General features: G+C 38.8%; 25 protein-coding genes. 15 read left to right on the plus strand and 10 right to left on the minus strand.

The window, feature by feature from the left end; translation table 11 throughout:
* Nucleotides 1-20: 20 nt before the first annotated feature.
* Both LS67_RS04305 and LS67_RS04310 read right to left on the minus strand, forming a co-directional pair.
* On the minus strand, nt 21-2,051 hold the full coding sequence (locus LS67_RS04305) for an ankyrin repeat domain-containing protein (RefSeq protein ID WP_034325778.1): 2,031 nt from the start codon (nt 2,049-2,051) through the stop codon (nt 21-23).
* A gap of 145 nt (nt 2,052-2,196) precedes the next feature.
* A complete protein-coding gene (locus tag LS67_RS04310) occupies nt 2,197-2,907 on the minus strand; it encodes a DUF3943 domain-containing protein (RefSeq protein WP_231944854.1) in 711 nt (236 codons plus the stop codon).
* 334 nt (nt 2,908-3,241) lie between these two features.
* Here LS67_RS04310 and LS67_RS04315 point away from each other — a divergent pair, with 334 nt between their 5' ends.
* On the plus strand, nt 3,242-3,814 hold the full coding sequence (locus LS67_RS04315; protein WP_034325777.1) for an adenylate kinase: 573 nt from the start codon (nt 3,242-3,244) through the stop codon (nt 3,812-3,814).
* 488 nt (nt 3,815-4,302) lie between these two features.
* Here the strand turns inward: LS67_RS04315 and LS67_RS04320 are convergent, their stop codons facing one another.
* Nucleotides 4,303-5,091 (minus strand): histidinol-phosphatase, encoded by a 789-nt coding sequence (locus LS67_RS04320; RefSeq protein WP_034325776.1) that lies wholly within the window; start codon nt 5,089-5,091, stop codon nt 4,303-4,305.
* Between the two features lie 173 nt (nt 5,092-5,264).
* Here LS67_RS04320 and LS67_RS04325 point away from each other — a divergent pair, with 173 nt between their 5' ends.
* The 14 genes from LS67_RS04325 to LS67_RS04390 all read left to right on the plus strand — a co-directional run bounded on the left by LS67_RS04325 (nt 5,265) and on the right by LS67_RS04390 (nt 16,697).
* Complete coding sequence (locus LS67_RS04325; protein WP_034325775.1) at nt 5,265-5,726, plus strand: META domain-containing protein; 462 nt, start codon at nt 5,265-5,267, stop codon at nt 5,724-5,726.
* Between the two features lies 1 nt (nt 5,727).
* Entirely contained in the window at nt 5,728-6,309 is a 582-nt protein-coding gene (locus tag LS67_RS04330) for a YigZ family protein (RefSeq protein ID WP_034325774.1), read from the plus strand.
* 65 nt (nt 6,310-6,374) lie between these two features.
* Nucleotides 6,375-7,409: an aspartate-semialdehyde dehydrogenase gene (locus LS67_RS04335; RefSeq protein ID WP_034325773.1), complete on the plus strand. Its 1,035-nt coding sequence runs from the start codon at nt 6,375-6,377 to the stop codon at nt 7,407-7,409.
* 24 nt (nt 7,410-7,433) lie between these two features.
* Nucleotides 7,434-8,453 (plus strand): uroporphyrinogen decarboxylase, encoded by a 1,020-nt coding sequence (gene hemE / locus LS67_RS04340; RefSeq protein WP_034325771.1) that lies wholly within the window; start codon nt 7,434-7,436, stop codon nt 8,451-8,453.
* Between the two features lie 137 nt (nt 8,454-8,590).
* A complete protein-coding gene (locus tag LS67_RS04345; protein WP_231944855.1) occupies nt 8,591-8,947 on the plus strand; it encodes a hypothetical protein in 357 nt (118 codons plus the stop codon).
* Between the two features lie 271 nt (nt 8,948-9,218).
* Nucleotides 9,219-9,422, plus strand: coding sequence for a 50S ribosomal protein L31 (gene rpmE / locus LS67_RS04350; RefSeq protein ID WP_034327201.1), 204 nt, complete (start codon nt 9,219-9,221; stop codon nt 9,420-9,422).
* A gap of 4 nt (nt 9,423-9,426) precedes the next feature.
* On the plus strand, nt 9,427-10,296 hold the full coding sequence (gene rsmI, locus LS67_RS04355; protein WP_034327202.1) for a 16S rRNA (cytidine(1402)-2'-O)-methyltransferase: 870 nt from the start codon (nt 9,427-9,429) through the stop codon (nt 10,294-10,296).
* The gene (gene rlmB / locus LS67_RS04360) at nt 10,293-10,985 is read left to right on the plus strand and encodes a 23S rRNA (guanosine(2251)-2'-O)-methyltransferase RlmB (protein ID WP_034327203.1); all 693 of its coding nucleotides are present in this window, start codon (nt 10,293-10,295) and stop codon (nt 10,983-10,985) included. Before rsmI ends, rlmB begins: the two co-directional genes overlap by 4 nt.
* Nucleotides 10,969-12,087, plus strand: coding sequence for a hypothetical protein (locus tag LS67_RS04365; protein ID WP_034327204.1), 1,119 nt, complete (start codon nt 10,969-10,971; stop codon nt 12,085-12,087). The genes rlmB and LS67_RS04365 overlap by 17 nt, the downstream gene beginning before the upstream one ends.
* Nucleotides 12,081-12,893: a hypothetical protein gene (locus LS67_RS04370; RefSeq protein ID WP_034327205.1), complete on the plus strand. Its 813-nt coding sequence runs from the start codon at nt 12,081-12,083 to the stop codon at nt 12,891-12,893. Before LS67_RS04365 ends, LS67_RS04370 begins: the two co-directional genes overlap by 7 nt.
* Nucleotides 12,894-12,912: 19 nt before the next feature.
* Complete coding sequence (locus LS67_RS04375; protein ID WP_034327206.1) at nt 12,913-14,121, plus strand: LL-diaminopimelate aminotransferase; 1,209 nt, start codon at nt 12,913-12,915, stop codon at nt 14,119-14,121.
* A 7-nt stretch (nt 14,122-14,128) separates the two neighbouring features.
* Nucleotides 14,129-15,421 carry a homoserine dehydrogenase gene (locus tag LS67_RS04380; RefSeq protein WP_173644093.1) on the plus strand — a complete coding sequence of 431 codons (1,293 nt, stop codon included), beginning with the start codon at nt 14,129-14,131 and terminating at the stop codon, nt 15,419-15,421.
* Nucleotides 15,422-15,665: 244 nt separating this feature from the next.
* Nucleotides 15,666-16,256 carry an outer membrane beta-barrel protein gene (locus LS67_RS04385; protein WP_034327208.1) on the plus strand — a complete coding sequence of 197 codons (591 nt, stop codon included), beginning with the start codon at nt 15,666-15,668 and terminating at the stop codon, nt 16,254-16,256.
* A 111-nt stretch (nt 16,257-16,367) separates the two neighbouring features.
* Nucleotides 16,368-16,697 carry a YraN family protein gene (locus LS67_RS04390; protein WP_034327209.1) on the plus strand — a complete coding sequence of 110 codons (330 nt, stop codon included), beginning with the start codon at nt 16,368-16,370 and terminating at the stop codon, nt 16,695-16,697.
* A gap of 503 nt (nt 16,698-17,200) precedes the next feature.
* Here LS67_RS04390 and LS67_RS04395 read toward each other — a convergent pair.
* From LS67_RS04395 to LS67_RS04425, 7 genes are all read right to left on the minus strand, one after another.
* Nucleotides 17,201-17,461: a S4 domain-containing protein gene (locus LS67_RS04395; protein ID WP_034327210.1), complete on the minus strand. Its 261-nt coding sequence runs from the start codon at nt 17,459-17,461 to the stop codon at nt 17,201-17,203.
* Nucleotides 17,461-17,964, minus strand: a complete 504-nt coding sequence (locus tag LS67_RS04400) for a Sua5 YciO YrdC YwlC family protein (protein WP_231944856.1) — start codon at nt 17,962-17,964, stop codon at nt 17,461-17,463. Before LS67_RS04400 ends, LS67_RS04395 begins: the two co-directional genes overlap by 1 nt.
* On the minus strand, nt 17,964-19,781 hold the full coding sequence (locus LS67_RS04405) for a peptidoglycan D,D-transpeptidase FtsI family protein (protein ID WP_034327211.1): 1,818 nt from the start codon (nt 19,779-19,781) through the stop codon (nt 17,964-17,966). Before LS67_RS04405 ends, LS67_RS04400 begins: the two co-directional genes overlap by 1 nt.
* A gap of 8 nt (nt 19,782-19,789) precedes the next feature.
* The gene (gene fliE / locus LS67_RS04410) at nt 19,790-20,080 is read right to left on the minus strand and encodes a flagellar hook-basal body complex protein FliE (protein ID WP_231944875.1); all 291 of its coding nucleotides are present in this window, start codon (nt 20,078-20,080) and stop codon (nt 19,790-19,792) included.
* Nucleotides 20,081-20,107: 27 nt separating this feature from the next.
* Complete coding sequence (gene flgC, locus LS67_RS04415; protein WP_034327213.1) at nt 20,108-20,599, minus strand: flagellar basal body rod protein FlgC; 492 nt, start codon at nt 20,597-20,599, stop codon at nt 20,108-20,110.
* A 20-nt stretch (nt 20,600-20,619) separates the two neighbouring features.
* Nucleotides 20,620-21,054, minus strand: coding sequence for a flagellar basal body rod protein FlgB (gene flgB, locus LS67_RS04420; protein ID WP_034327214.1), 435 nt, complete (start codon nt 21,052-21,054; stop codon nt 20,620-20,622).
* 237 nt (nt 21,055-21,291) lie between these two features.
* Complete coding sequence (locus LS67_RS04425) at nt 21,292-22,122, minus strand: M23 family metallopeptidase (protein WP_034327215.1); 831 nt, start codon at nt 22,120-22,122, stop codon at nt 21,292-21,294.
* Between the last annotated feature and the right edge of the window lie 33 nt (nt 22,123-22,155).

The raw sequence follows: 22,155 nt of genomic DNA on the forward strand, positions 1-22,155 counted from the left end.
ACACCTATAAACTACTTAAGTTACTTTTCACTTAGCTCCTCAAGTCTCGTTTTAATTCGCTCTTTATAGCCTTGATAATATTCATTTGGCTTATAAGATTCTCTAAAAATGTCAAGTGCAGTTTTCCCCTCTTTATTTTTAAGATTTACATCTGCACCATTGTCTAAAAGATAGAGAATAATATTGCCCTTATCACTAGTATTTGTTCTAAGAAATTTCATTAATATTGTTTCACCTAGGTGATTTTGCACATTGAGATTAGCACCTTTTTGATGTAGAAATTCTACACGCTCTTTGGCATAATATTCACCTATAAAATGCAGCGGATAGTCTCCATTTTTATCGGGCATATTAAGATTTAGCTTGGAGTTATTAAGCACTTCTTCTATAAGTTCTTTTCTAGGTGTATCATATTCTTTTATTGCCATAACAGCGGCGATGAGATTATCCATATTATATTCTAAGCCAAAGGAGCGAAAAAACTTAAGTCGCTCAAGTGTGCTAAAAGTAGATTCACGACTAAGTATTGCATTACTTATATTATCATTAGTTGGCACTTTACCATAACTTTTAAGAATCTCTAAAATAGCTTTTGCTTTTTGCTTTTCTTTCTCTTTATAAAAACGATAAAGTGCATTATCAATCACATCGCCATATTCATTTTGAACATTAATATCTGCGCCATTTTGAAGTAAAAATTGCATTTTATTGATAAGATGATGTTTTGCAGTATTAAGCAAAGGCGCATTGCGCTTATCATCTGCCTTATTGATATCTATGCCATATTCTACAAGTAAAGCAAGAATCTCTACATCATCATTATAATTATTTGTTGCATAGTATGCGAGATTGCTTGAGTGGATAAGCTCTTTTGTAGCGTGTGAGAGGACAATCCTTGCTATCTCTGCATTTTCTTTGCGCATTGCTGAATGCAATGTGTAAGCATTTTGAATATCAAGCAAATTTTTTTCTTCTAAAAGTTGTAGTATTGGGAGATTTTGCACCTCAACAATACTCTGTATGCTTGTTTCGTGAATCTTTGGGGTTTGCCCCGAGTTTAAAAGGAGCAAAAGTATCTCTGTATTTTGATTGTAGAGGGCAACATCAAGTGCATTAGTATTATTTTTAATAAAATCTTTTTCATATTCATAAGAACTGCTAATGAGCGGTTTTGTATAGTTTCTATTAATATCTGCTCCTTTTTTTAGTAGCTTTTCTACTCTTTGAATGTCATTTTCATACACAGCATTGACAAGTGCATTCTCGCTCCAATTGCTTTTTTCATAGAATTTTATGCCATTAAAAAGAAGGATTGCAAAAAGTATAACGCCAAGTAGGATTTTAATAATTTGTATAGATACATTACTCGTGTATTGTGCTTTAAGGGTATAGATAGAATTTTGTAGGGTTGTATTCATATTATTTTCTATAAATGGTAGGATTTGTTGATTTTTTATAATATTAAGAATCTTTTCATTAGGACTAAGGATAGATTCTATATTATTAGAATCTAAATGTAATGAAGGCATAGAATCTTGCATAGATTTTGTATCTTTTTTAGGGTTTTTAAGTTGTAATTGCAAATCTTCCATATCTGTTTGTAGCTTTAAAGCGGCTTTTAAAATACTAGGAGAGAGCTTATAATCACATCTTACCCAGATTCCGTTTTGATACATTGTGGTAGTGATATTTTCACTTTTTTCATTTTCATTCTTTTTATTTTCTATGGTAAATTGGACAAGATTTGACATATTAGATGGAGAATATGAGGCTAAAATAACAAGTCTCTTTTGGGAATCAATAAGCACAAGATAATCTTTTAACGCATTAAAGGGATTTTGTTTGGAACTTATACTCACAATAATTTGAAAAAATATGCCCAATACAAGCCCAACAGCAGTGCAAAAGGGTATGCCAAAGAGAAAAGAAAGTGCAAGCGGTATCCCACTTGCACCGCCTGTTTCCATATTAAGCGTAAGACCAAGCACTACTAAAAACTGAATAATCCCAATAGCGACACCGATTAAAGAAGTAACTATAAGTGTTTTCAATCTCTACCCTTTTAAAATCATAATATGCGGCTTTACCTTTAAGACATTTTTTGTCTAGGCTACTTTAAAACTATTCAAAAACCAAATTTCAAGCGTGGGAGCATTTTAGAAAAGCTCACTTTGCAAATTTTATTTATCATCTCACCTAAAATCTCATTACTACTTGCATTTGTAAGCCCGTGCCATTTTTACCGCCAAGCGGCACAATTATACCCTGCATATCATTTTTGTTTTGCACACCAAAGGCGCGCGTCAAGCCGGTATTTTGTATTAAAAACCCCACTGGATCCATAAGGAGCAGGGTAGTTTTACCAAGTATCCTCGAGCCTAAAAGTCTATCTTGATTTCCGTGTATGTGGAGTGTGGCACGATAAAAAAGTTCCCCAAAAATCGAGCCAATCGCAGGGGTAACAACTAAATCCTGCCAAGAAGGCACTTCAGCGAAAGCTTCCACGCCATATTCCCAAAAAAATGCAGAGGCGAGGACGCTATATAGGGTAGATTCAGCCCAGCTAAACCCTGCTACACGCGGCTGCATATAATACACCGCACCCCAATACGGATGTGTAATCCAATTTAAAAACCAATCATCGGCATCAACAACTGGTCCCTGTGCGGTTTTTCTACGCCAATTTGCGCTAAGATTTACAATTTCAGACCTATCCCAGTTTGTGAAAGACTCGGGCATAAGATAAAGTGCGCCAGCCCCCACTAATGTGCCACCAAGCACTGCACCCGTGCTAATAGTTAGATATGCTGCTCTGTTGCTGGGCTGATAAAAGTAAGATTGTGTGCTTTGTGGTTCTAGTTGAGTATAGTCAAACTCATCGGCAAAAAGCTCAATAGACGCTAACAAGGCAAGAATTAGATGCCATTTGTGTATGTGTGCAAACATCTCTAGTATCCAAAACACTTAAAATGAGAAATTTTGAAGTGCGAGAGGAGAGAACCGAAGCCCTTAATAGAATTATCTTGTAATTGTTTCATTTTTATAGCCTTTTATGGATTTTAAGGGGCGTATTTTCGTATCTTTTTACTTTAAAATTACTAAAGTTGCACTAGGTTTAGAATTTTTGTGTATTTGGGGTAGTATTTCTATAAATTTATTTCTCTTTGGTATTCGTATATTCTCTTAAGATTCTATAAAGTATAATCCTGCTTAATTTTGTATTTTACCCCAAGGAGAGAAAATGAAAAAATTGTTTCTAATCATCGGTGCGCCCGGCTCTGGTAAGACTACAGATGCGCAATTTATCGCAAAAAATAATACAGATTCTATTGTGCATTATTCTACAGGAGATTTGTTGCGTGAGGAGGTTGCAAGCGGTAGTGAGCAAGGCAAAATTATTGATAGCTTCATTAGCAAGGGCAATCTTGTGCCACTTGATATCGTGGTAAGCACGATTGTGAATGCCATATCTCACGCGCCAAAAGATGTAATTATTATCGATGGCTATCCGCGCAGTGTGGAGCAGATGACAGCCCTAGATGAAAAGCTCAAAACCCAAACTCAAGTGCAGCTTGTGAGTGTAATAGAAGTGCAGGTAAGCGAGGCTGTGGCGCGTGAGCGTGTGCTGGGACGCGCGAGAGGGGCTGATGATAATGTCGAGGTGTTTAATAATCGTATGCAGGTATATCTCGCGCCACTGGAGGATATACGAGCCTTTTACACAGGGACTAAAGTGCTTCATAATATTAATGGTGAGCGCAGTATCGAGGAGATTGTTAGTGAAATGGAAGCCTTTGTAAAAAGCAAGATGTAGGGTTGCTTTAGCAAGGATTTATAAGCGAAGCAAATTGTGAAATTTCGACACTTGCGCGGAAGCTAAGGGTGTTTGAGTGAAGATTCATATACGAATAAAAAGCAAGAATAAAAATGGCAAAAGACATACTAGAATCCAAGTAGAATCTTAAGCTAGTGCCATTAGATTCTATAAATATTTATGGGGCAAAAGATTAGAGTGAGATTCGATAATTCCTCGCTAAGCCTATTCTTTTTGCCGATTTTGCAATGTCTCTAAATGGCGCATAGTTGGCAATTGACACACTTCTAAGAAAAGTATCACAGAATATTACAGAATAAAATCTATACACGATTTTAAGAATCCAAATCGTTTTGCTTTTGGCTTTAGACTCGGTAGATTTTAGGCTAGGGTTGCAAGTTTTAGCGGACTTTGTGTTTGATAGGGTTTAAGGGCTATTAGGCATTTTGGGAGGCGTTTTAGGCTTAGCCAGAATTTAGGCGTTTGGGCTAAAACTCCACCCTTATCGCCTCTTTTTGCTTAAAATATACAGCCTGTGTGTAGCCCACTTTCTTAGCGAGTGCGCATAAGGTTTCATACCTAAAGCCAATATGTTCTAACGTATGGGAATCAGAGCCAAAGGTAATTTCAATACCCCTTGCAAATGCCTTTTGCAAAATCATCTCGCTAGGATAGCATTCATTGATTGGTTTGCGCCACCCAGCGGCGTTTAGTTCGATTACTAGATGATTGTCGGCAATAGATTCTAAAGCCCTATCAAGTTTTGGCAGAGCGGACGCGGGAAGCGTATGTCCAAAGATTTTTAATAAATCCAAATGCCCCACGATTTGAAACAACCCGCTTTGTGCCATAGCAGTAATAGAATCCAGATATTCGTCCCAGCATTGTCCTATGTTGCGTTTAGCATATTCGCCGATAAAGGTGGGATTATCAAAGCCCCAAGTATCCAAAAAATGCACCGAGCCAATCAAATAATCAAAAGGGAGCGTTAATAGCCTAGATTCTATTAAGTCCTCCCTATGCAAGATATAATCCATTTCGAGTGCGCTTAGAATCTCAATGCAACCCTTGTATCGTTCTTGCAGTTCCCTAATATTCGCGCAGTAAATATCTACCTCCGCCATACTCATACGATATTTTTCATCAAATGCCATAGGCGCGTGGCAAGAAAATCCAAAAACATTTATATTTTGCTGTATAGCGTGTGCTATGTAATCGTCCATCGTGCCTGTGGCGTGGTGACAAAGGGTTGTGTGATTATGCAAATCAATATGCACTTAGGAGCCTTTAAAATGTGATATTTTCATCAAGTTTTATTTGCTGTTTGCAATGAGATTCTATAATGCTTTTCTTACAAACAGCTTAGAATCTAAGTGCTTTAGAGTCCTCAAGTTTGTAAGAAAAGCAAAACCAAAATCACAAAATGCGATGAGGCAGATTAGGGCGGAGAATGGAAAAAAATAAGAAAATAATATTTAAAAAAAGTTTAATTTGTGTGTTGTTATTGGTGTTTATGAACGGCTGCTTCCTTGAGGTTTTGCAGCGGGAAAATGAGGAGCAGCTTTTAGGAGATGAAAAGTGGTATGTGTATAAATTTGTCCTAAAAAATGGGCGCGAATTTGAGCCTATTTGGGAGGGAGTTCAGTCCTCAATGATTTTTGATATTGATGAAAATCGTATTTTTGGCGTGAGTGTATGTAATAATTACTTTGCGAGTTTTACACTCAAGGGCAAAAAGCTCAAAATGAGTGATAGTGGCTCATCTCGCCGTATGTGTAGCCCTGCTGAAAGTATGTCGTATGAGTTTTTCTTTACTCGTGGGTTAAATGGCGACTTTGTTATACATAGGAAAGGTAAGTTTATGGAAATCAAAGGTAAGGAAATGACCTATTATCTTAAACTTGCAGAATAGAATGCGAATGCTTATTTCCCAAGCAGAGGGTAGTTTTGAATCTAAGGGCTCAAAGTTTTTAAGTTTCATCGTGCCTTTTACCGAATTTATCTCTATAAAAGACACTTTACGCACTAAGCACACAAAGGCGGTGCATTTTGTGAGTGCGAGTAGGCATTTTGATGAATTTAATCACATCGTTGAATCTTTTGATGATGATAAAGAGCCGCGCGGAAGTAGCGGTATGCCTAGCCTCAATGTATTGCGCGGGGAGGAGCTTATCAATGTTGGCATTGTGATTGTGCGTTATTTTGGGGGGCAGCTTCTTGGCGTTGGTGGGCTTGTGAGAGCTTATACTGCTGCTACGCAGAGTGCCATAGAATGTGCTAAGGCACATAGTTTGTTGCAAGATTTTGTGTCTAGTAGCTGTGTGGAGCTAGAAATTGCCTATAATCAACTCTCAATCTGTGAATATGAGGCACAAAAGCGAGGGTTGCGCGTGTATAAAGACGAATTTCTAGCCCAAAGTATAAAGTTACGAATCGAGGGAGACAGGGATATTTTAGAAACATTTTTAGCCCAAGGGTACATAAGAGGATTCTAAAATTAGCCATTATATTAAAAAAACTTGCTACACTGCATCTTATTTTAAACTTAAGGGGACAGGATTTGAAAAAGTATGTTGTTGGCGTTGTGGGTGCGAGTGGAGCAGTAGGAGAAGAGATTTTTCGTGTGTTGGAGGAGTGTAAATTCCCTGTGGGCAAAGTCGTGCCATTAGCGAGTGCGCGCAGTGTAGGTAAAGAGGTAGAATTTGAAGGGAGAAGTTATAAGATTCTAGAGACAACCCACGATGTATTTGCAAAAGAGGGCATAGAGATTGCCTTTTTCTCCGCGGGTGGCTCCGTGAGTGCAGAATACGCAGAAAGTGCGGCAAAAGCCGGTGCGGTGGTGATTGATAACACAAGTCATTTTCGTATGCAAGAGGATATTCCGCTTGTTGTTCCAGAAGTGAATCCGCAGGACATCACGCATTGGCACAAGAGAGGGATTATCGCTAATCCTAATTGCTCTACAATCCAAATGGTGCATATTCTCGCCCCCTTACACAAGGCATTTGCAATCAAACGCGTTGATGTGAGCACTTATCAAGCGGCAAGTGGTGGTGGCAAAAGCGCAATGGAGGAACTTGTAATGCAAATGCAAGCATTTTTTGCTTTCAAGCTTGATGAAGTAGAATCAGTGAAGTTCCCGCACCGCTTGGCGCTGAATGTGATTCCACATATTGATGTATTTATGCCTAATGACTACACAAAAGAAGAAATGAAAATGATTAATGAAACACATAAGATTATGCACGCGGATTTTGCGGTGAGTGCGACTTGTGTGCGTGTGCCTGTATTACGTAGCCATAGTGAATCTCTTACGATTCAATTTGAAAATGAGGTAAGCGCCAAACAAGCCCAAGATATTCTCTCTAAGGCTGAAAGTGTCGTGCTATGTGATGTTCCACAAGAAAATCTCTATCCTATGCCTATTTTTACTACAGAAACTGATCAAACATATGTAGGCAGGGTGAGAGAGGATAATTTTGATAAGCATATTTTGCATTTATGGTGCTGTGCGGATCAAATTCGCGTGGGTGCGGCAACAAACGCGGTGCGTATCGCGCAAAAATGGATAGAAATGCAAGAAAATGAGAAATAATAAAAGCAAAGTAGAGGAGCAAAAATGATTTTTATCGATGCGTGTTTTAGGAAACCAACGCCTTATACGCCTATTTGGCTTATGCGTCAAGCTGGGCGGTATTTGAGCGAGTATAAAGCGACACGAGCAAAGGCGGGGAGTTTTTTAGATTTATGCAAAAATGTAGAACTTGCCACAGAGGTAACGCTGCAGCCCATCGAAATTTTAGATGTAGATGCGGCTATTTTGTTTAGCGATATTTTGGTGCTTCCTATGGAAATGGGGCTAGAGCTTGAATTTTTGGCAGGTGAGGGACCACATTTTAAACGCACGATAGAATCTTTGCACGATGTGCAGAGCCTCACAAACGGAGCGGATAAACTCGGCTATGTGTATGAGAGCGTGAGTAGTATTCGCGCGAGACTGCCAAAAGATAAGGCACTTATAGGATTTTGTGGCTCTCCTTGGACACTTGCGACTTATATGATTGAAGGGCAGGGGAGTAAGACTTATGCCAAAAGCAAAGCAATGCTTTATAAGCAGCCGCAGATTCTCAAAGCACTTTTAGAGCGTTTGAGCGATGAGCTTAAAATCTATTTGGAAAGACAGATTCAAGCGGGGGCAAATGCGGTGCAGATTTTTGATAGCTGGGCTGGGGCGTTAGAGCGCGAGGCGTATGTGGAATTTAGCTGGGCATATATGAAAGATATTGCCGCATATATCAAGGGCAAATATCCGCATATCCCTGTAATGCTTTTTCCTAAGGGCATTGGCGCATATTTAGATAAGCTTGATGGGGAATTTGATGTGTTTGGCGTGGATTGGGGGACGCCTATGAATCTTGCTAAGGAAAAGCTTGGTGCAAAGTATGTCCTGCAAGGGAATTTAGAACCCGCGAGGCTTTATAATGTAGAATCTATGAGGCAAGGGGTAAAGGATATTTTAGAAGTGATGGGTAAAAAGCCCGGACATATTTTTAATCTCGGGCACGGAATGCTCCCTGATTTACCACGAGAAAATGCCATAGAGCTTGTAAAAATCGTGCGCGAACTCTCACAACGATAAATTTTTCTCTTTCTCACTTAAAATTGCATTTGTTAATTTATATACAAATTTCTTTACCTTTATTGACATTTAAGCGGGGGGGGGGGGTAGTATTCTAAAGCTTTTTTAGCAAAATACTACTTCATAAGGGAGAAATAATGGTTTCAAAATCATTACTTTTTGGCACATTGCTTGGTGCTGTGCTGTTGGCAGGCTGTTCTAATAATGTCGCTCGTTTTTCTGTTGCTACGACAGGTTCGCTTCCTGTAAAAATGGAAAAAACCGACAAGACGGTAAAGGGGAAAGATTGTATCACAAGCATCTTGTTCTGGGATGTTGGTAATACACAAAATCGTATTAGTGGTGCTGTGGCAAATGCACTTGATGTAGCTGCAAAGCAAGGGCTTCCATCTGATGCACTTCAAAATGTGAATATTTCATATTCTACTTGGAGTGTTGTTTTATTTGGACGTAATTGCTACACCGCTACAGGACAACCTGTAACGGTTAAGTAAGCTCAAACTTCTTAATTCTAAAAGTATCTAAAGTCCCAAGGCGTTAGTACACTAAGGGGCTTTGGATTCTAAAATCCGCTTTTCATCAAGACAAATCATTCCTTTAATTTGTAGCCAAGTTTCTAAGATTTAAAAAAACTAGATTCTAAAAAATGCCGCATTGTGAAAATTTATAGAATCCTATGCTTATTTTTGCTCTCTTAAAGTGCGTTTAAAGCAGAATGTGATAGAATCCGCGCCTTTATTGACTAAAACTGAAAAAGGATTTATGATGAAAAAAGGCATTCACCCAGAGTATGTTCCCTGCAAAGTAACCTGCGTAACAAGTGGCAAAGAAATTGAGGTGCTTAGCACAAAAAGTGAGCTTCGTATTGATATTTCAAGCTTTTGCCACCCATTCTATACCGGTAGTGATAAGATTACAGACATCACAGGGCGCGTTGAAAAATTTAGACAAAAATATAATATGAAATAATCTCGTGCTGACGCTTGTGCCTACGCCCATAGGGAATCTTAGTGATATTACGCTTAGGGCGTTAGAGGCATTAAAACAAGCTGAAGTTATCTTGTGTGAGGATACGAGGGTTACAAAGAAACTTTTTGAGCTTCTCATCTCGCGCAATCTCCTTACATTACCCAGCGGTGAAGATTCACAATCTTTTATCGCCAAAAAACATTTTATCTCCTTTCATTCTCATAATGAAAAAGACTTTATTATCTCACTAAAAAGCAGTTTTTTTGAATCCAATGTGCTGTATGTGAGTGATGCGGGGACTCCCTGCATTAGCGACCCGGGCGCAAAACTCGTATCCTATGCGATAAAGCATAATGTTCCCTTTGATATTTTGCCCGGCTCTTGTGCGCTTAATGTCGCATTTTGTGGCAGTGGTATAGAATCTACACCTTTTGTGTTTGCGGGATTCTTACCGCATAAAAGCCTAGAGCGTAAAAAGGCAATCGCACAATTTGCTAAACTTCGCATAGGAGGCGCATATAGTGTGATTTGCTACGAAAGCCCTCATAGAATCTTGGAAGCCTTAGATGATATAGATTCTATTTCGCCACACATAGCACTTAGTGTGCAAAAGGAGCTTACAAAACTTCATCAACAACGATTTTATGGTAATGCAAAGGAGATAAGGCAAAAAATAGAATCAAGTTCTGTGCGTGGGGAATGGGTGATTGTCTTTGAGTTTCAAGAATCTAATGAGGAGGTGGGGTTAGGCTATGAGGAGGTGCTTTTACTTGATATTCCACCAAAAATAAAGGCTAAGATTCTTAGTAAAATGAATGGTAAGAGCGTGAAAGAATGCTATGAGGATTTACTACAAAATGGGGCAGGGCGATGATAATCTATGGTAAGCAACCGGTGCTGTATGCGCTAGAGACTTGCGCGTGGCGCATGGAGGAGATTTACTTGGCTAAAGAAGTCCCAAAGGAGATTTTCGCACAATGCGCAAAACTCAATAAGCCTATAAAGAGACTTGATTCTAAAAAGGCTCAAGCTTTGGCACGTGGTGGGAATCATCAGGGTATATTAGCGCGTATCACGCCCCCAAAACCCGCAAGCTTCGAGGAATTAAAGAGTAAAGATTCTCTGCTTGTGCTATGTGAGATAAGTGATGTTGGTAATATCGGTTCGATTTTTCGCACAGCTTACGCACTTGGCGTTGGGGGAGTAATAATTTCTTTGCCTAGTCTTAGTCAAAAAGCCTTAGAAAGTATAGCGCGACTTTCAAGTGGTGCATTTTTGCATATGCCTTATGGCGTATTTTCACATATATTTGATATAATAAACGAGCTGAAAAATGCAAATTTTATGCTTTTGGGCGCGGATATGCAGGGACAAGAGCATTGTGAAATAGAAAAAAAGTGGGCTTTGTTTTTGGGGAGCGAATCTCAAGGTTTATCAGGTCGGTTGAAGCACAAACTTGATACAATGCTTTCCATCAAAATGGCGCACGATTTCAACTCTCTCAATGTATCTGTGGCGACAGGAATTTTAATAGATAGGATAAATAATGCAAAAAGATTTTAATACTCAACTTGATAATGAGCTTTCTAAACTCAAGGCTATTGGCTTAAAAGAGCTCAGTAAGAATACAAAACTTGCGAGTACAAAGATTGAAGATGTGCTAGAAAAGCGGTTTGATAAAATAGATAAGGTAAGGGCGAAAGGTTTTATCGCGATTTTGGAGCGGGAATACGATGTAGATTTGCGTGATTGGATTATGCTATGGGAGGAAAGTCAAAAAGATAACGTCAAAAGCGTTTCGCAGGTGATTAGTAAGCAGGATGAGGAAGAGCGGGTACAGAGGTTGGTGGAGAATGTCGCTAAGGTGAAGCAAAAAGAGAAGGAAAAGGAGCAGCAAAAAAAAGAGGAAAAAAGTCGCGAACATCAAGTATTAAATCTCGCGCTCAAGAGTGAAAGTGCTACCAAGACAGATTCAGAATCTTATACTTGGTTTTATATGATTTTAGTTATTATCCTTTTGGCTTTAATGGGATATTTTGCATATAAGGCTTTTGTGAAAGACTATAAAGATAATGAAGTAAAACCTAGTGTTGCCACTATAACACAAACGAGTAATGAGGGAGAAGATGGATATGATGGGATATTTTTTGACCCTACAAAAACACAAGAGAGCGAGACAGATTCACAAGGAGAAATAGAATCTACCCCAGAGCATACAATAGGTGATGAGCTAAAGCCTCAAGCAGAGGAGAGCAATGTGGAGCAAAATTTCTTTTTTGGCAATTCACAAGTTACACAAAATGATAATGTGCAAAGCACCCAAGATTTAAAATCTACGCAAAATGCACCAATTACGCATTTTACACAAACACAACTCGTGAAAGACAATATTTTGCATATTACTTCAAACTATGATTTGTGGCTTGGTGTGATAAATCTAGAAACAGGCACAAAAGAGCAGTTTTCTTACAAAAAAGAATATGATATTAAGCTCACACACAGAATGCTTTTTGTAATGGGACATAGCACATTTAATCTTACACTGAATGGCGAGGAGATTTCACATGGCACGAAATATCCGGTAAGAATGTATTATGATGGAGAGAGTTTGAAAGATGTGAATTACACGACTTTTAAGCAGCTTAATGGTGGGTTAGAATGGTAAAAAAATGCCTTTTACTCACGTTATTAAGTATTTGTGCGTGGGCTGACACCTTTGATGATAAAATACGCAATCTTATGGGAGAGCAAAACTATCAAGTCAATGTGAATTTTATCAATAGAATCTTTGCAAATAAAAATATGTATTACAAGGGCGGACGCCTTGATATGGCAAAAATCGTGTATGTGCTTAAGGAGAATGGCTTACTCACATCGCGTTTTGGTCAGCCAAATGAAGTGAAACTAAGCTTAAGCGCACGCACTAGCCCGATTTTGCTGACCAAAATTGGTAATAATGTCCTCACATCAATGGGGTATTCTTATTTTGTCATCAGTAAAGCAGAACTAAGTAGCGGTTTGTCAAGCATAGAATTTTCTTTCAATACAGAGCATAGCCCAGATATGGGGATTATCATTAATGAATTGAGTAAAAGAGGCTTTGTATGTCTTGATATCAATCGGGTAGGCACATATGCGTGGGAATATACTCTAGAAGTGTATGAACCACGCTTGCCGAACACAAAGTTTCTAGCTAAAGGTGCGAATTTAGATCTACGCAATACTTCGGGTGAATATTGGCTTAATATTAATTCGGGCGGGGATTTGTCGATTCAACCCATAAATATGCCCAAGTGGAATCCGCGCGTGGTACTCTATGATAGGAATCTTAGCATAGTGGATATGGTGAATGATACAGGCTCGAGCGCGAATTTGAAAGTAAAGATTCCGCAGGGTGTAAAGTTTGTGATGATTACAGATTATGATAGCCCAGAGAGCTTAAAGAATGGCATTTCTGTGAATCTGAATTGATAGATGAAAGGATAGTATTATGTTTGATGAAATTGAATTTAATAAAATAAAGCGTCTGCCAAAGTATGTTTTTGCCGCAATTAATGAGATTAAGCTAGAGATGAGACGCAATAACGAAGATGTGATTGACTTTTCTATGGGTAACCCAGATGGCAAGACACCAGAACATATAATCCAAAAACTTTGTGAATCTGCACAAAAAGACAAGAATCAAGGCTATTCTGTGAGTCGTGGCATCTACAAATTGCGTTTAGCGATTTGTAATTGGTACAAGCGCACTTATGGTGTGGAACTCGACCCAGAGAGCGAGGCTTGTGTAACAATGGGGAGTAAGGAAGGCTATGTGCATCTCGTTCAGGCAATCACAAATCCGGGTGATAATGCCATTGTTGCTGAACCAGCCTATCCTATACATTATTATGCGTTTATCCTGAATGGTGCGAATGTTTCTACTTTTGGGCTCAAGTGGAATGAAAATATGGAGCTTGATATTGATGATTTTTTTGCGAATATCAAACGCGTTTTGCGTGAGGTAATGCCTCGTCCAAAATTTGTTGTTGTGAATTTTCCGCATAATCCTACCACGATTGTCGCTTATAGGGAGTTTTACGAGCGTTTGGTAGCTATGGCGAAACAAGAGAGATTCTATATTATTTCGGATATTGCCTATGCGGAGCTGTGCTTTGATGGATTCAAAACACCTAGTGTCCTTGAAGTTGAGGGTGCTAAAGATGTGGCAGTTGAGAGCTATACATTGAGTAAAACTTACAATATGGCGGGTTGGCGCGTGGGCTTTGTTGTGGGGAATAAAAAAATCATTCAAGCCTTGCAAAAGATTAAAAGCTGGATTGATTATGGAATCTACACGCCTCTGCAAATTGCCGCAACTATTGCGCTTGAAGGCGACCAATCTTGCGTGGAGGAGATTAAAGGTAAGTATGAAAAGCGTATGGAGGTGCTGATTAAGAGCTTTGGCGAGTCTGGTTGGGAGATGAAGAAGCCAAAGGCGAGTATGTTTATCTGGGCGAAATTGCCCGAATGCGTGGGTGATATGGGAAGTTTGGAATTTTCAAAGAGATTGCTTAAAGAAGCAAAGATTGCCGTGAGTCCGGGTGTGGGATTTGGCGAGTATGGCGAGGGTTATGTGAGGATAGCACTCATTGAAAATGAAAAGCGTATTCGTCAAGCCGCTCGGAATCTCAAAACATTTTTGAAACAATTTCAATAAGAAGTTTATTATGTCTAAGCTCATTGTGGGTATGATTGGCTTTGGTGTAGTGGGAAGTAGTGTGCTAAAAACTCTGCTTAATAATCACGCTATCATCAATGCAAGAGCCGGTAAGGAAATCGTGGTGAGGCGCGTTGTTGTGCGCAATGAAGCAAAAGCCCACGCAAAACTTAAAGAGCTAAATGCGACTGAAGTCAAAGTTAGCACAGATATAAATGATATATTGCAAGATAGTGAGATTGAGGTTGTTATCGAACTTATGGGTGGTGTGAATCTCGCCTATGAAATCGCAAAAAAGACACTCCTTGCAAAGAAGGCTTTTATCACCGCAAACAAAGCGATGTTAGCCTATCATCGTTATGATATTGCTCCTCTTGCTAAGGGGCTGCCCGTAGGTTTTGAAGCAAGTGTGTGTGGTGGGATTCCAATTATTCGTGTGCTTAAAGATGGCTTGAGCGCAAATCATATTAATGCCATTGCTGGGATTTTAAATGGCACAAGTAATTATATTCTCACACAAATGCAGCAACACAAGCAGGATTTTCAAACCGCGCTAAAAGATGCACAGAATCTTGGTTATGCAGAAGCTGATCCCACACTTGATATAAGCGGTGGCGATGCGGGGCATAAGCTCCTTATCCTTGCTTCTCTTGCGTATGGAATCCACGCTATGCCCGAGGATATTTTAATTGAGGGGATTGAGGGTGTTACGCCTGATGATATAGAGTTTGCTGATGAGTTTGGCTATGTGATTAAACTGCTGGGTATCGCTAAGAAGCAGGGCAACGAGGTGGAGTTGCGTGTTCATCCTTGTATGATTAAAAAAGAAGCGATGATAAGTAAGGTTGATGGCGTGATGAATGGCATTAGCGTGGTAGGAGATTGCTTGGGCGAGAGTATGTATTATGGCGCAGGGGCTGGAGGGGACGCGACTGCAAGCTCCGTGATAAGTGATATTATCGCGATTGCTCGAGGTGAGAGTGCCGCAATGCTTGGCTTTGAGCGCACATTAGACGATAAGCACATTAGACTTAAGCATAGAGATGAGATTTTTGCGCGTTATTATATACGATTGTATGTGAGCGACAAGCCCGGCGTTTTAGGGCAGGTCTCGCAGATTTTAGGGAAGCATCATATTTCTATTAAAGCATTTTTGCAAAAAGAGACAGATTCTAAAAATGTCGCAAAAATGCTTTTCTCTACACATCATTGCTATGAAAGAGATATTAATAGCGCGTTTGCAGAGCTAGGCGAGATAGAAAATATTGTGCAAAAGCCCTATAAAATGCGCTTGGAATAAAAACTTTACATAGAAACTTATAAACACAATACTTCAAAGATAGCCCAAAGTTAGATTCTAATGAGTTTTTATCATTTGAAAATACACAACTAGCATCATCTCTTTATACACAAAAATTGTTACCTTTTGTGTATAAATGTATATTAATATTCTAAATTTCTTTTACTTTTAAGCAAAAGGAGGGGGGGGCGGCTACAATCTCGGGAGCGCATTTGACGCAAAATAATAATAAAGGTGGTTCACAATGAAAAAGATTTTGGTAAGTTCTGTTGCAGCTTTAGTCCTTACAAGCTCCGCTTTAATGGCTGAAGAAAGTGGATTGTTTGTAGGTATTGGGACAGGTTATGGGCAAAGTGAAATCAAAACTGATAGCACAAAACAAAAACTTGATGGTGTAAGTTTTGAAACTATTGTTGGATATAAATCATTTTTTACTCCTGCTTTTGGTTTGCGCTATTACATAAACTTTGCTTATGCAAATGCGGAAGCAGAAAATGACTTAAAGCCAAAAATTATAATGAATTATGGGTTAAATATTGATGCACTTTATAATGTGATTGCAAATGCAAATGCAAATTTTGGTGTATTTGTGGGTGTAGGAGCTGGTGCAAATACTTGGGCTGCAAAAAATAATGAAGATTTCAAAGCAAAAACAGGCTTTAGTGCTGCCTTAAATGCCGGCTTAAGAACTCAATTTGGCAAACATCACGGCATAGAGATTGTTGCTCGTGTGCCTTTTGTAGATACGAAATTGGAAAATAATAGGATAACAGGTGAAGAACAAACAGGCTCGCATATCTATAATGTTGGTGCACGTTATATTTTGAGTTTCTAAGTCTTAATTTTTTGAGGACGCTCCTTTTGTTTTTTTGAATCTAGCAAGCCGAGCATATGTTAAAAATATCATATTAGAATCAGCACAAATTCACAAGGCTAAAGGAGCGTTATGAGTAGGGAGAAGGGTACTCGGGCGGAGGAGAGAGCTTGTGTATTTTTGCAAGAGAGAGGTTTTGAGATTATAGAGCGGAATTTTTTTGCACGATATGGCGAGATTGATATTATTGCCAATAAAGATTCTATCTTGCATTTCATAGAAGTCAAAAGTGGCAAGAACTTTGAACCTATTTATAACATTACGCAAAATAAGCTTGAAAAGCTTCAAAAAGCCATAGGGCTGTATCTCTCCACGCATAATATCACAAAAGCCTATTGCCTTGATGCGCTGATTATTAAGGGTGAGGAGATAGAGTTTTTAGAAAATATTACCTTGTGTTAAAAATTAAAATTTATAGAATGGAATCTTTTTGTGCTTTAGTCTCGCCTATTCTTCTAAAAGATTGCATTCATTAGGCTAGTCATTATCATTTTGAGAAATTCCTAGCCTAAGTTCCACGCAAAACTATTTAAAGATAATGAGTTTCAATTCTTAGAATCAAGTTTAAAACTCACAAAATAAAATAACTATTTTTGTGAGAAGCGAATGAAGTCTCTGTTGGGATAGGGCATATCTCTATCCACAATCAATATACAAAGCGCAAATTCCTTGAAGGCATCAAGAGGGCACGACCTCATTTAATAAGGGGGAGGAGTAAGATGTAATGGCTGATTTTGCTACATTTTAACCCTCTTTTATAAAGTAAAAACTAAAAGGTTTTTTGCAATAGAGGTTTAAAAAAGCTTACAAAATAGAATTTATAAGTTTTAAGTACCCTTGAAAATTAAAGATTCTAAAGTTTTTAGTATTTTTTGAATCTACCTTTACGAAACAAAAACAAGTTTTTATTTCGTAAAAAAGTTTAGAACTTTGAAATACTCGCTGCTTTGTGATTTGGGTATAGTTTTTGTCGTGGGGAGAGCTAAAACTTCGTATTTTTTGCTGTATTCGAGGTAATGTAGCTCTATTACATCACCCACGCGCACTTCCTTGCTCGGCTTGGCAACAACATTATTTACGCTTACCACGCCACTTTCGCACATATCTTGTGCAATTGTGCGCCTTTTGAGGATATTTACACTGCTTAGATATTTGTCGATACGCATTAACGAATCCTTTTGATTTTTTTGTGATTGATTTTATACATTTTTGAGCCTTGATTCTCAATAAATCCCCTCTTATCGCGCACAATCACATCGCATACTTTTTCTGCCCATTGTTGATTAAAACTGCCTTTTGTGGGATTTGCCGAAGTAGAATAAAGTGCGCAAAATGGTGCAAAAAAGCGTGAATGTAGGCTATCATATACTACTCTTATAGCTTTTTTGTTTGGATAAACAAAGGTGCAAAGCGTTGATTTTCTTATACGATTTTTATGTAGAGGCGGGATTCTTACATAGTCTTTTAGTGCCTGCAGTGAAGCTACTTGCATAAGTACATTTTGCGAGGCTGGGCGATTTTTAGCGATGTTTAGAATCTGCATATTTGCACTAAGTAAGCCAATGGTCGTATCGCACTGCGCAAGATATATAAGATTTTTTTGCGACTTGCACACTTTTTTTTCAATCTTTTGAAACATTAAATCCTTGCTATTTTGCACTTTTGCCATTATTGCACTACTTCTTGGGCTTGTGCGGTTTGTGGTTCATCTGCGCTAGATTCTATATTTGGCTCTATGGGCTTTAGATAACCGTCCTCTACAAGAATATTCACAATACGCGCAAAAATAGGTGCAGCGGTGCGTGAGCCATAGTAGTCATCTTTGATGTCAGATTCAAAAGCGACAACACCTATTGTATAGGCATTGTTTTCATCCTGGGCAAAGCCAAAAAACGAACCATTATATTTACTATCATATTTGCCATTACTAGCGATACGCGCGGTGCCAGTTTTCCCACCTGTGATGATGCCCTCAATCTGCGCGATTTTAATCACTTTTTTTACCACTTGGACAAGGGCATTATGAACCTGTTGTGTGGTTTGTGGCGAGAGAATGGCGATAGGCTCAAAACGTTTTGGCATATATTTTTCGCCACTGGGGGCGGTTACATACTCACTCACTCGTGGCGTTACAAGATAGCCGCCATTACTAAAAATCGCATAAGAGCGCATAAGTTGTATGAAAGTCGCCCTCATTCCATAGCCATAGCTTACACTTGCGCGATATACTTCGTTATGAAAGGTTTTTGGGCTAGGTACTAAGCCTGTTTTTTCATATGGCAGGTCAATCCCGCTTGGTTCGCCAAAGCCAAAGGCGTGTAAAGCAATGTGATATTCATTGGGCTTTAGGTCTTTGGAGATTTTTACCATTCCTATGTTGCTAGAACGCACGATAACATCTTCCGCACTCGCGCTTTTGAGCGGGTGTGTGTCGCGTATGGTATAGCTTTTGAGCTTGTAATAGCCATTATCTAGCTCGATGATGTCTTCTGGGCTTATCATACCCTTTTGCAATAAAATCGCATAAATGATAGGCTTAATCGTACTACCGGGCTCATAAGAGTATTCAATAGCATTAAAATTGAGATTAGGATAGTCTTTTTGCTGAATATTTTTTGGGTCGAAGCGATTTGAAGTGGCGAGGCTTAGGATTCTACCCGTTTTAGAATCCATAACTCCAGCGATAATCTCGCGCACCTTGTAACGTTTTTTTGCTTCATCAAGCTCATATTCTATTTTCTTTTGTAGTTTGAGTGGAATGCTAAGCGTAACATCAAGTCCATCTTGTTTGCCCTGTGTCATAGCGGCTTTGTTGGCGATGATATTGAATCCTACATCGCGCTTACCGGTGATGCTGCCATCTTGTTTGGGTGAGAGTATATCATTATAGTATTTCTCCACGCCTTTTACACCATCAACGCGCGTGATGTTTTGGCTCTCTACTTTGCGCGTATAGCCGATAAGCGGCTCGAGGATATTTTTATACACATAATTTCTGTTGTTTCCGCTTACTTGAATGCTTAAACCCATTTTTTGGATAATGCGCCCTCTCTTGTCCTCATACTCTCTAAACACATCGTAGCGGATAAGGATAAGATTCAGATTTTTAAGATTTGTAGCCGCGGTGGAATTAAGCGTGTATGAAAGCACGACATAGCCTTTTTGGTTTAGCTTCTTGCGTATTTCATCTTGTGAGATTCCGCTATATATGGAAAAAAGTGTAATAAAAAGCTCTTTTTTATCTGGGTCAATGCTTTGGGTATTCACACTTGCCTTGTAGAGTTTATCACTATAAGCGACTTCGAATCCATCGCTTGTATAGAGGCTACCTCGTATCGAAGTATCACTACGCGTGGCAGTATTTGTGGGGAGTTTGCGTGGGGTTATCATTTTGACATAAACGATACTAAGAAAAATAATAAAACATAAGAGTATAATGAAAAAAACAGAGATAACAACCCCTGTTTTTTTTGCATAATATGCCACACAACGCCTTAGATTTGGGTTCTTAGAATCTCTTTATAAGCGTTGATAGCTTTATTTCTTACCTCAAGCATCACTTTCATACTATTTTCTGCGCGGTTAATCGCTATTGCCGCTTGGTGCAAGTCTTTTACTTGCCCACTTGCGATGTCTGCAAGAGCCTTTTCTGAAGTTTGTTGCTCAGCATTTACATCTTGGATTGAATTTTTAAGCGCACTAATAAAGTCAAGTCCATTTTGCTTGTCCTTGCCCTGCACACTTTTGCTATCTACACCGATAGGTTGAATGTCATTTGTAATCATATTGAATTGATTAGCCATCTATTTCTCCTATGCTTGAAACATTGTAATTGCGTTAGTCGCCATATTTTTAGCACTCTGGAACGCCGCTACATTTGCTTGGTAAGCTCGTGTAGCTTCTATTAAATCGGCCATTTCGACAACGGGATTAATGTTAGGATAGGCGACATAGCCTTCAGAATTTGCATCTGGGTGGCTTGGGTCGTATTTCATCAATGGTTCCCTGTCATCACGTGCAATTTTATGAACATAAACACTCATTATAGCAGGTTTTGGTTCTTTTCCCAAATCTCCCTCACGTAAAGGGTCTTCATATTTTAGTTGTTGGTTATTTTTTCCCAATTTTTCATTGAGTACTTTATCAAAATCAAATGCTCTAAATACCACCTCTCGCCTACGATATGGTCCGCCCTCATCGGTGCGTGTGGTGTTTGTGTTAGCTATATTTGATGAAATAGTATTTACGCGCACTCTCTGTGCTGAAAGCCCATATCCGCTAATATCAAAACTTGATAAAAACATTTTTGCTCCTTATTTAGAATCTATATATTTCTTCCAGAATCTATGGCATATGTGAAGATTCCCTTGTGTCGCTTTAGCGCGCTTGTCAAGGCTTGATACATTGTGCTATTCTTACCCATTTCACTTGTTTCTACATCTAAATCTACGCTATTGCCATCATTTTTTGCTAAATGCCCATCACGCCAAAACATCGTTGCGCTATCTTGTGGTTTGCGCTTTGTATCAAGGTGCATTTGCGAAGTTTGAGCGAGTGGAAGCTCGTAGCTTCTAGGGGCTGTGTTAAAAATCTTTTGATTTTCTCTTGCGAGATATTGCTCAAAATTAATATCCTTAGGGCGATAAAAGGGCGTATCGGCGTTTGCAAGGTTTGAGGCAATCATATCTTGCCTAATTGAGCGATAATCAAGCGCCTTATAAACGACTGGATAAGCCTTTGAAATATCTGCTATAGCCATTTTTCACCTCTTTTTAAATCTATTTTAGAAACTCGTGTAACGCAGATTTTCAAGCAAAATATATTCCAAAAGAGGCTGCTATGATTCTGTGTGTTTATTGCAATATAAAAATATAGATTGATTTTTAAGGGTTTGATTGTGTGGATTAAAGTGTAAGGGCGGTAGATTCTAAAAACAGAGTTAGAGATTAGCAATTATCCCTCACTTATGAGATTATAATCTATCAAGCCCAAATCTCTAAAAAAGTGTATTGACTTGCTCGATGAAGTCCATTGCATCGACATTTGTGCCATTGATAACGATACCAAAATGCAAATGCGCCCCGCTCACGCGCCCTGTATCGCCACTTTTAGCGATAATATCTCCACGTTTTATGGTATCGCCTTGCTTCACATTAAAATCACTCAAGTGAAAATACACACTCACAAGTCCTTCTCCGTGGTCGATAGCAATCGTTTTGCCCGATAAATATCTATCCTGCACAAGCGCGACCCTGCCGTCATTACTCGCCTTTATATCTGTGCCAATCGCCGCGCGAAAATCTGTGCCTCCGTGGTAGCTTTTAATCGTATTGTTAAACACGCGCGCACTTCCATAAGGGCTTGTAATTACTGAATCTAGGGGTTTTATAAAGGGTTTGTCCCATAGTCGCCCTTTTGTGATTGTGCGATAGACTTTTATCATATCTTCCCTTTCTTTTTCAATGCGCTTTGCCACCTCCTGTGAATAGCTCACTTTATCTTTTGCGACTGTGATTTGTTCTTTTTTGTAAGTCTTTTGTATGATGTTAATTTGTGCAATATTTTCTTTGCCACTTTTGATAAATCTTGTATCCTTTTCATAATAGCCAATAGGTACAAAGGCTACAAAACTGCCTTTTTTGCTAGGGTGGGTAAAAAAATGAAGTGATTTTTTGTTGGAAGTGAGGGATTTGTTGCTATTTGTGATATACATAAAAGCTGTGCCATTATAGGCGGTATAGGGCATTAGAGGTTCTTTTGCATTAAGCACGCTAAGGTTAAAATGAAACATCATCGAAATGACAACAAAATAATACAGAATCCGCATTTTTACTCCTTTTTTGCACGAGATTATAACATT

The organism is Helicobacter sp. MIT 03-1616, assembly GCF_000765685.2.
Lineage (GTDB): Bacteria > Campylobacterota > Campylobacteria > Campylobacterales > Helicobacteraceae > Helicobacter_C > Helicobacter_C typhlonius.

What these genes read in the sequence shown, in the direction of transcription:
- LS67_RS04315 (WP_034325777.1), top strand. Translation starts at nt 3,242, where the DNA reads ATGAAAAAATTGTTTCTAATCATCGGTGCGCCCGGCTCTGGTAAGACT.
- LS67_RS04325 (WP_034325775.1), top strand. Translation starts at nt 5,265, where the DNA reads ATGGAAAAAAATAAGAAAATAATATTTAAAAAAAGTTTAATTTGTGTG.
- LS67_RS04330 (WP_034325774.1), top strand. Translation starts at nt 5,728, where the DNA reads ATGCGAATGCTTATTTCCCAAGCAGAGGGTAGTTTTGAATCTAAGGGC.
- hemE (WP_034325771.1), top strand. Translation starts at nt 7,434, where the DNA reads ATGATTTTTATCGATGCGTGTTTTAGGAAACCAACGCCTTATACGCCT.
- LS67_RS04345 (WP_231944855.1), top strand. Translation starts at nt 8,591, where the DNA reads ATGGTTTCAAAATCATTACTTTTTGGCACATTGCTTGGTGCTGTGCTG.
- rpmE (WP_034327201.1), top strand. Translation starts at nt 9,219, where the DNA reads ATGAAAAAAGGCATTCACCCAGAGTATGTTCCCTGCAAAGTAACCTGC.
- rlmB (WP_034327203.1), top strand. Translation starts at nt 10,293, where the DNA reads ATGATAATCTATGGTAAGCAACCGGTGCTGTATGCGCTAGAGACTTGC.
- LS67_RS04365 (WP_034327204.1), top strand. Translation starts at nt 10,969, where the DNA reads ATGCAAAAAGATTTTAATACTCAACTTGATAATGAGCTTTCTAAACTC.
- LS67_RS04370 (WP_034327205.1), top strand. Translation starts at nt 12,081, where the DNA reads ATGGTAAAAAAATGCCTTTTACTCACGTTATTAAGTATTTGTGCGTGG.
- LS67_RS04375 (WP_034327206.1), top strand. Translation starts at nt 12,913, where the DNA reads ATGTTTGATGAAATTGAATTTAATAAAATAAAGCGTCTGCCAAAGTAT.
- LS67_RS04385 (WP_034327208.1), top strand. Translation starts at nt 15,666, where the DNA reads ATGAAAAAGATTTTGGTAAGTTCTGTTGCAGCTTTAGTCCTTACAAGC.
- LS67_RS04390 (WP_034327209.1), top strand. Translation starts at nt 16,368, where the DNA reads ATGAGTAGGGAGAAGGGTACTCGGGCGGAGGAGAGAGCTTGTGTATTT.
- LS67_RS04395 (WP_034327210.1), bottom strand. Translation starts at nt 17,461, where the DNA reads ATGCGTATCGACAAATATCTAAGCAGTGTAAATATCCTCAAAAGGCGC.
- LS67_RS04400 (WP_231944856.1), bottom strand. Translation starts at nt 17,964, where the DNA reads ATGGCAAAAGTGCAAAATAGCAAGGATTTAATGTTTCAAAAGATTGAA.
- fliE (WP_231944875.1), bottom strand. Translation starts at nt 20,080, where the DNA reads ATGATTACAAATGACATTCAACCTATCGGTGTAGATAGCAAAAGTGTG.
- flgC (WP_034327213.1), bottom strand. Translation starts at nt 20,599, where the DNA reads ATGTTTTTATCAAGTTTTGATATTAGCGGATATGGGCTTTCAGCACAG.
- flgB (WP_034327214.1), bottom strand. Translation starts at nt 21,054, where the DNA reads ATGGCTATAGCAGATATTTCAAAGGCTTATCCAGTCGTTTATAAGGCG.
- LS67_RS04425 (WP_034327215.1), bottom strand. Translation starts at nt 22,122, where the DNA reads ATGCGGATTCTGTATTATTTTGTTGTCATTTCGATGATGTTTCATTTT.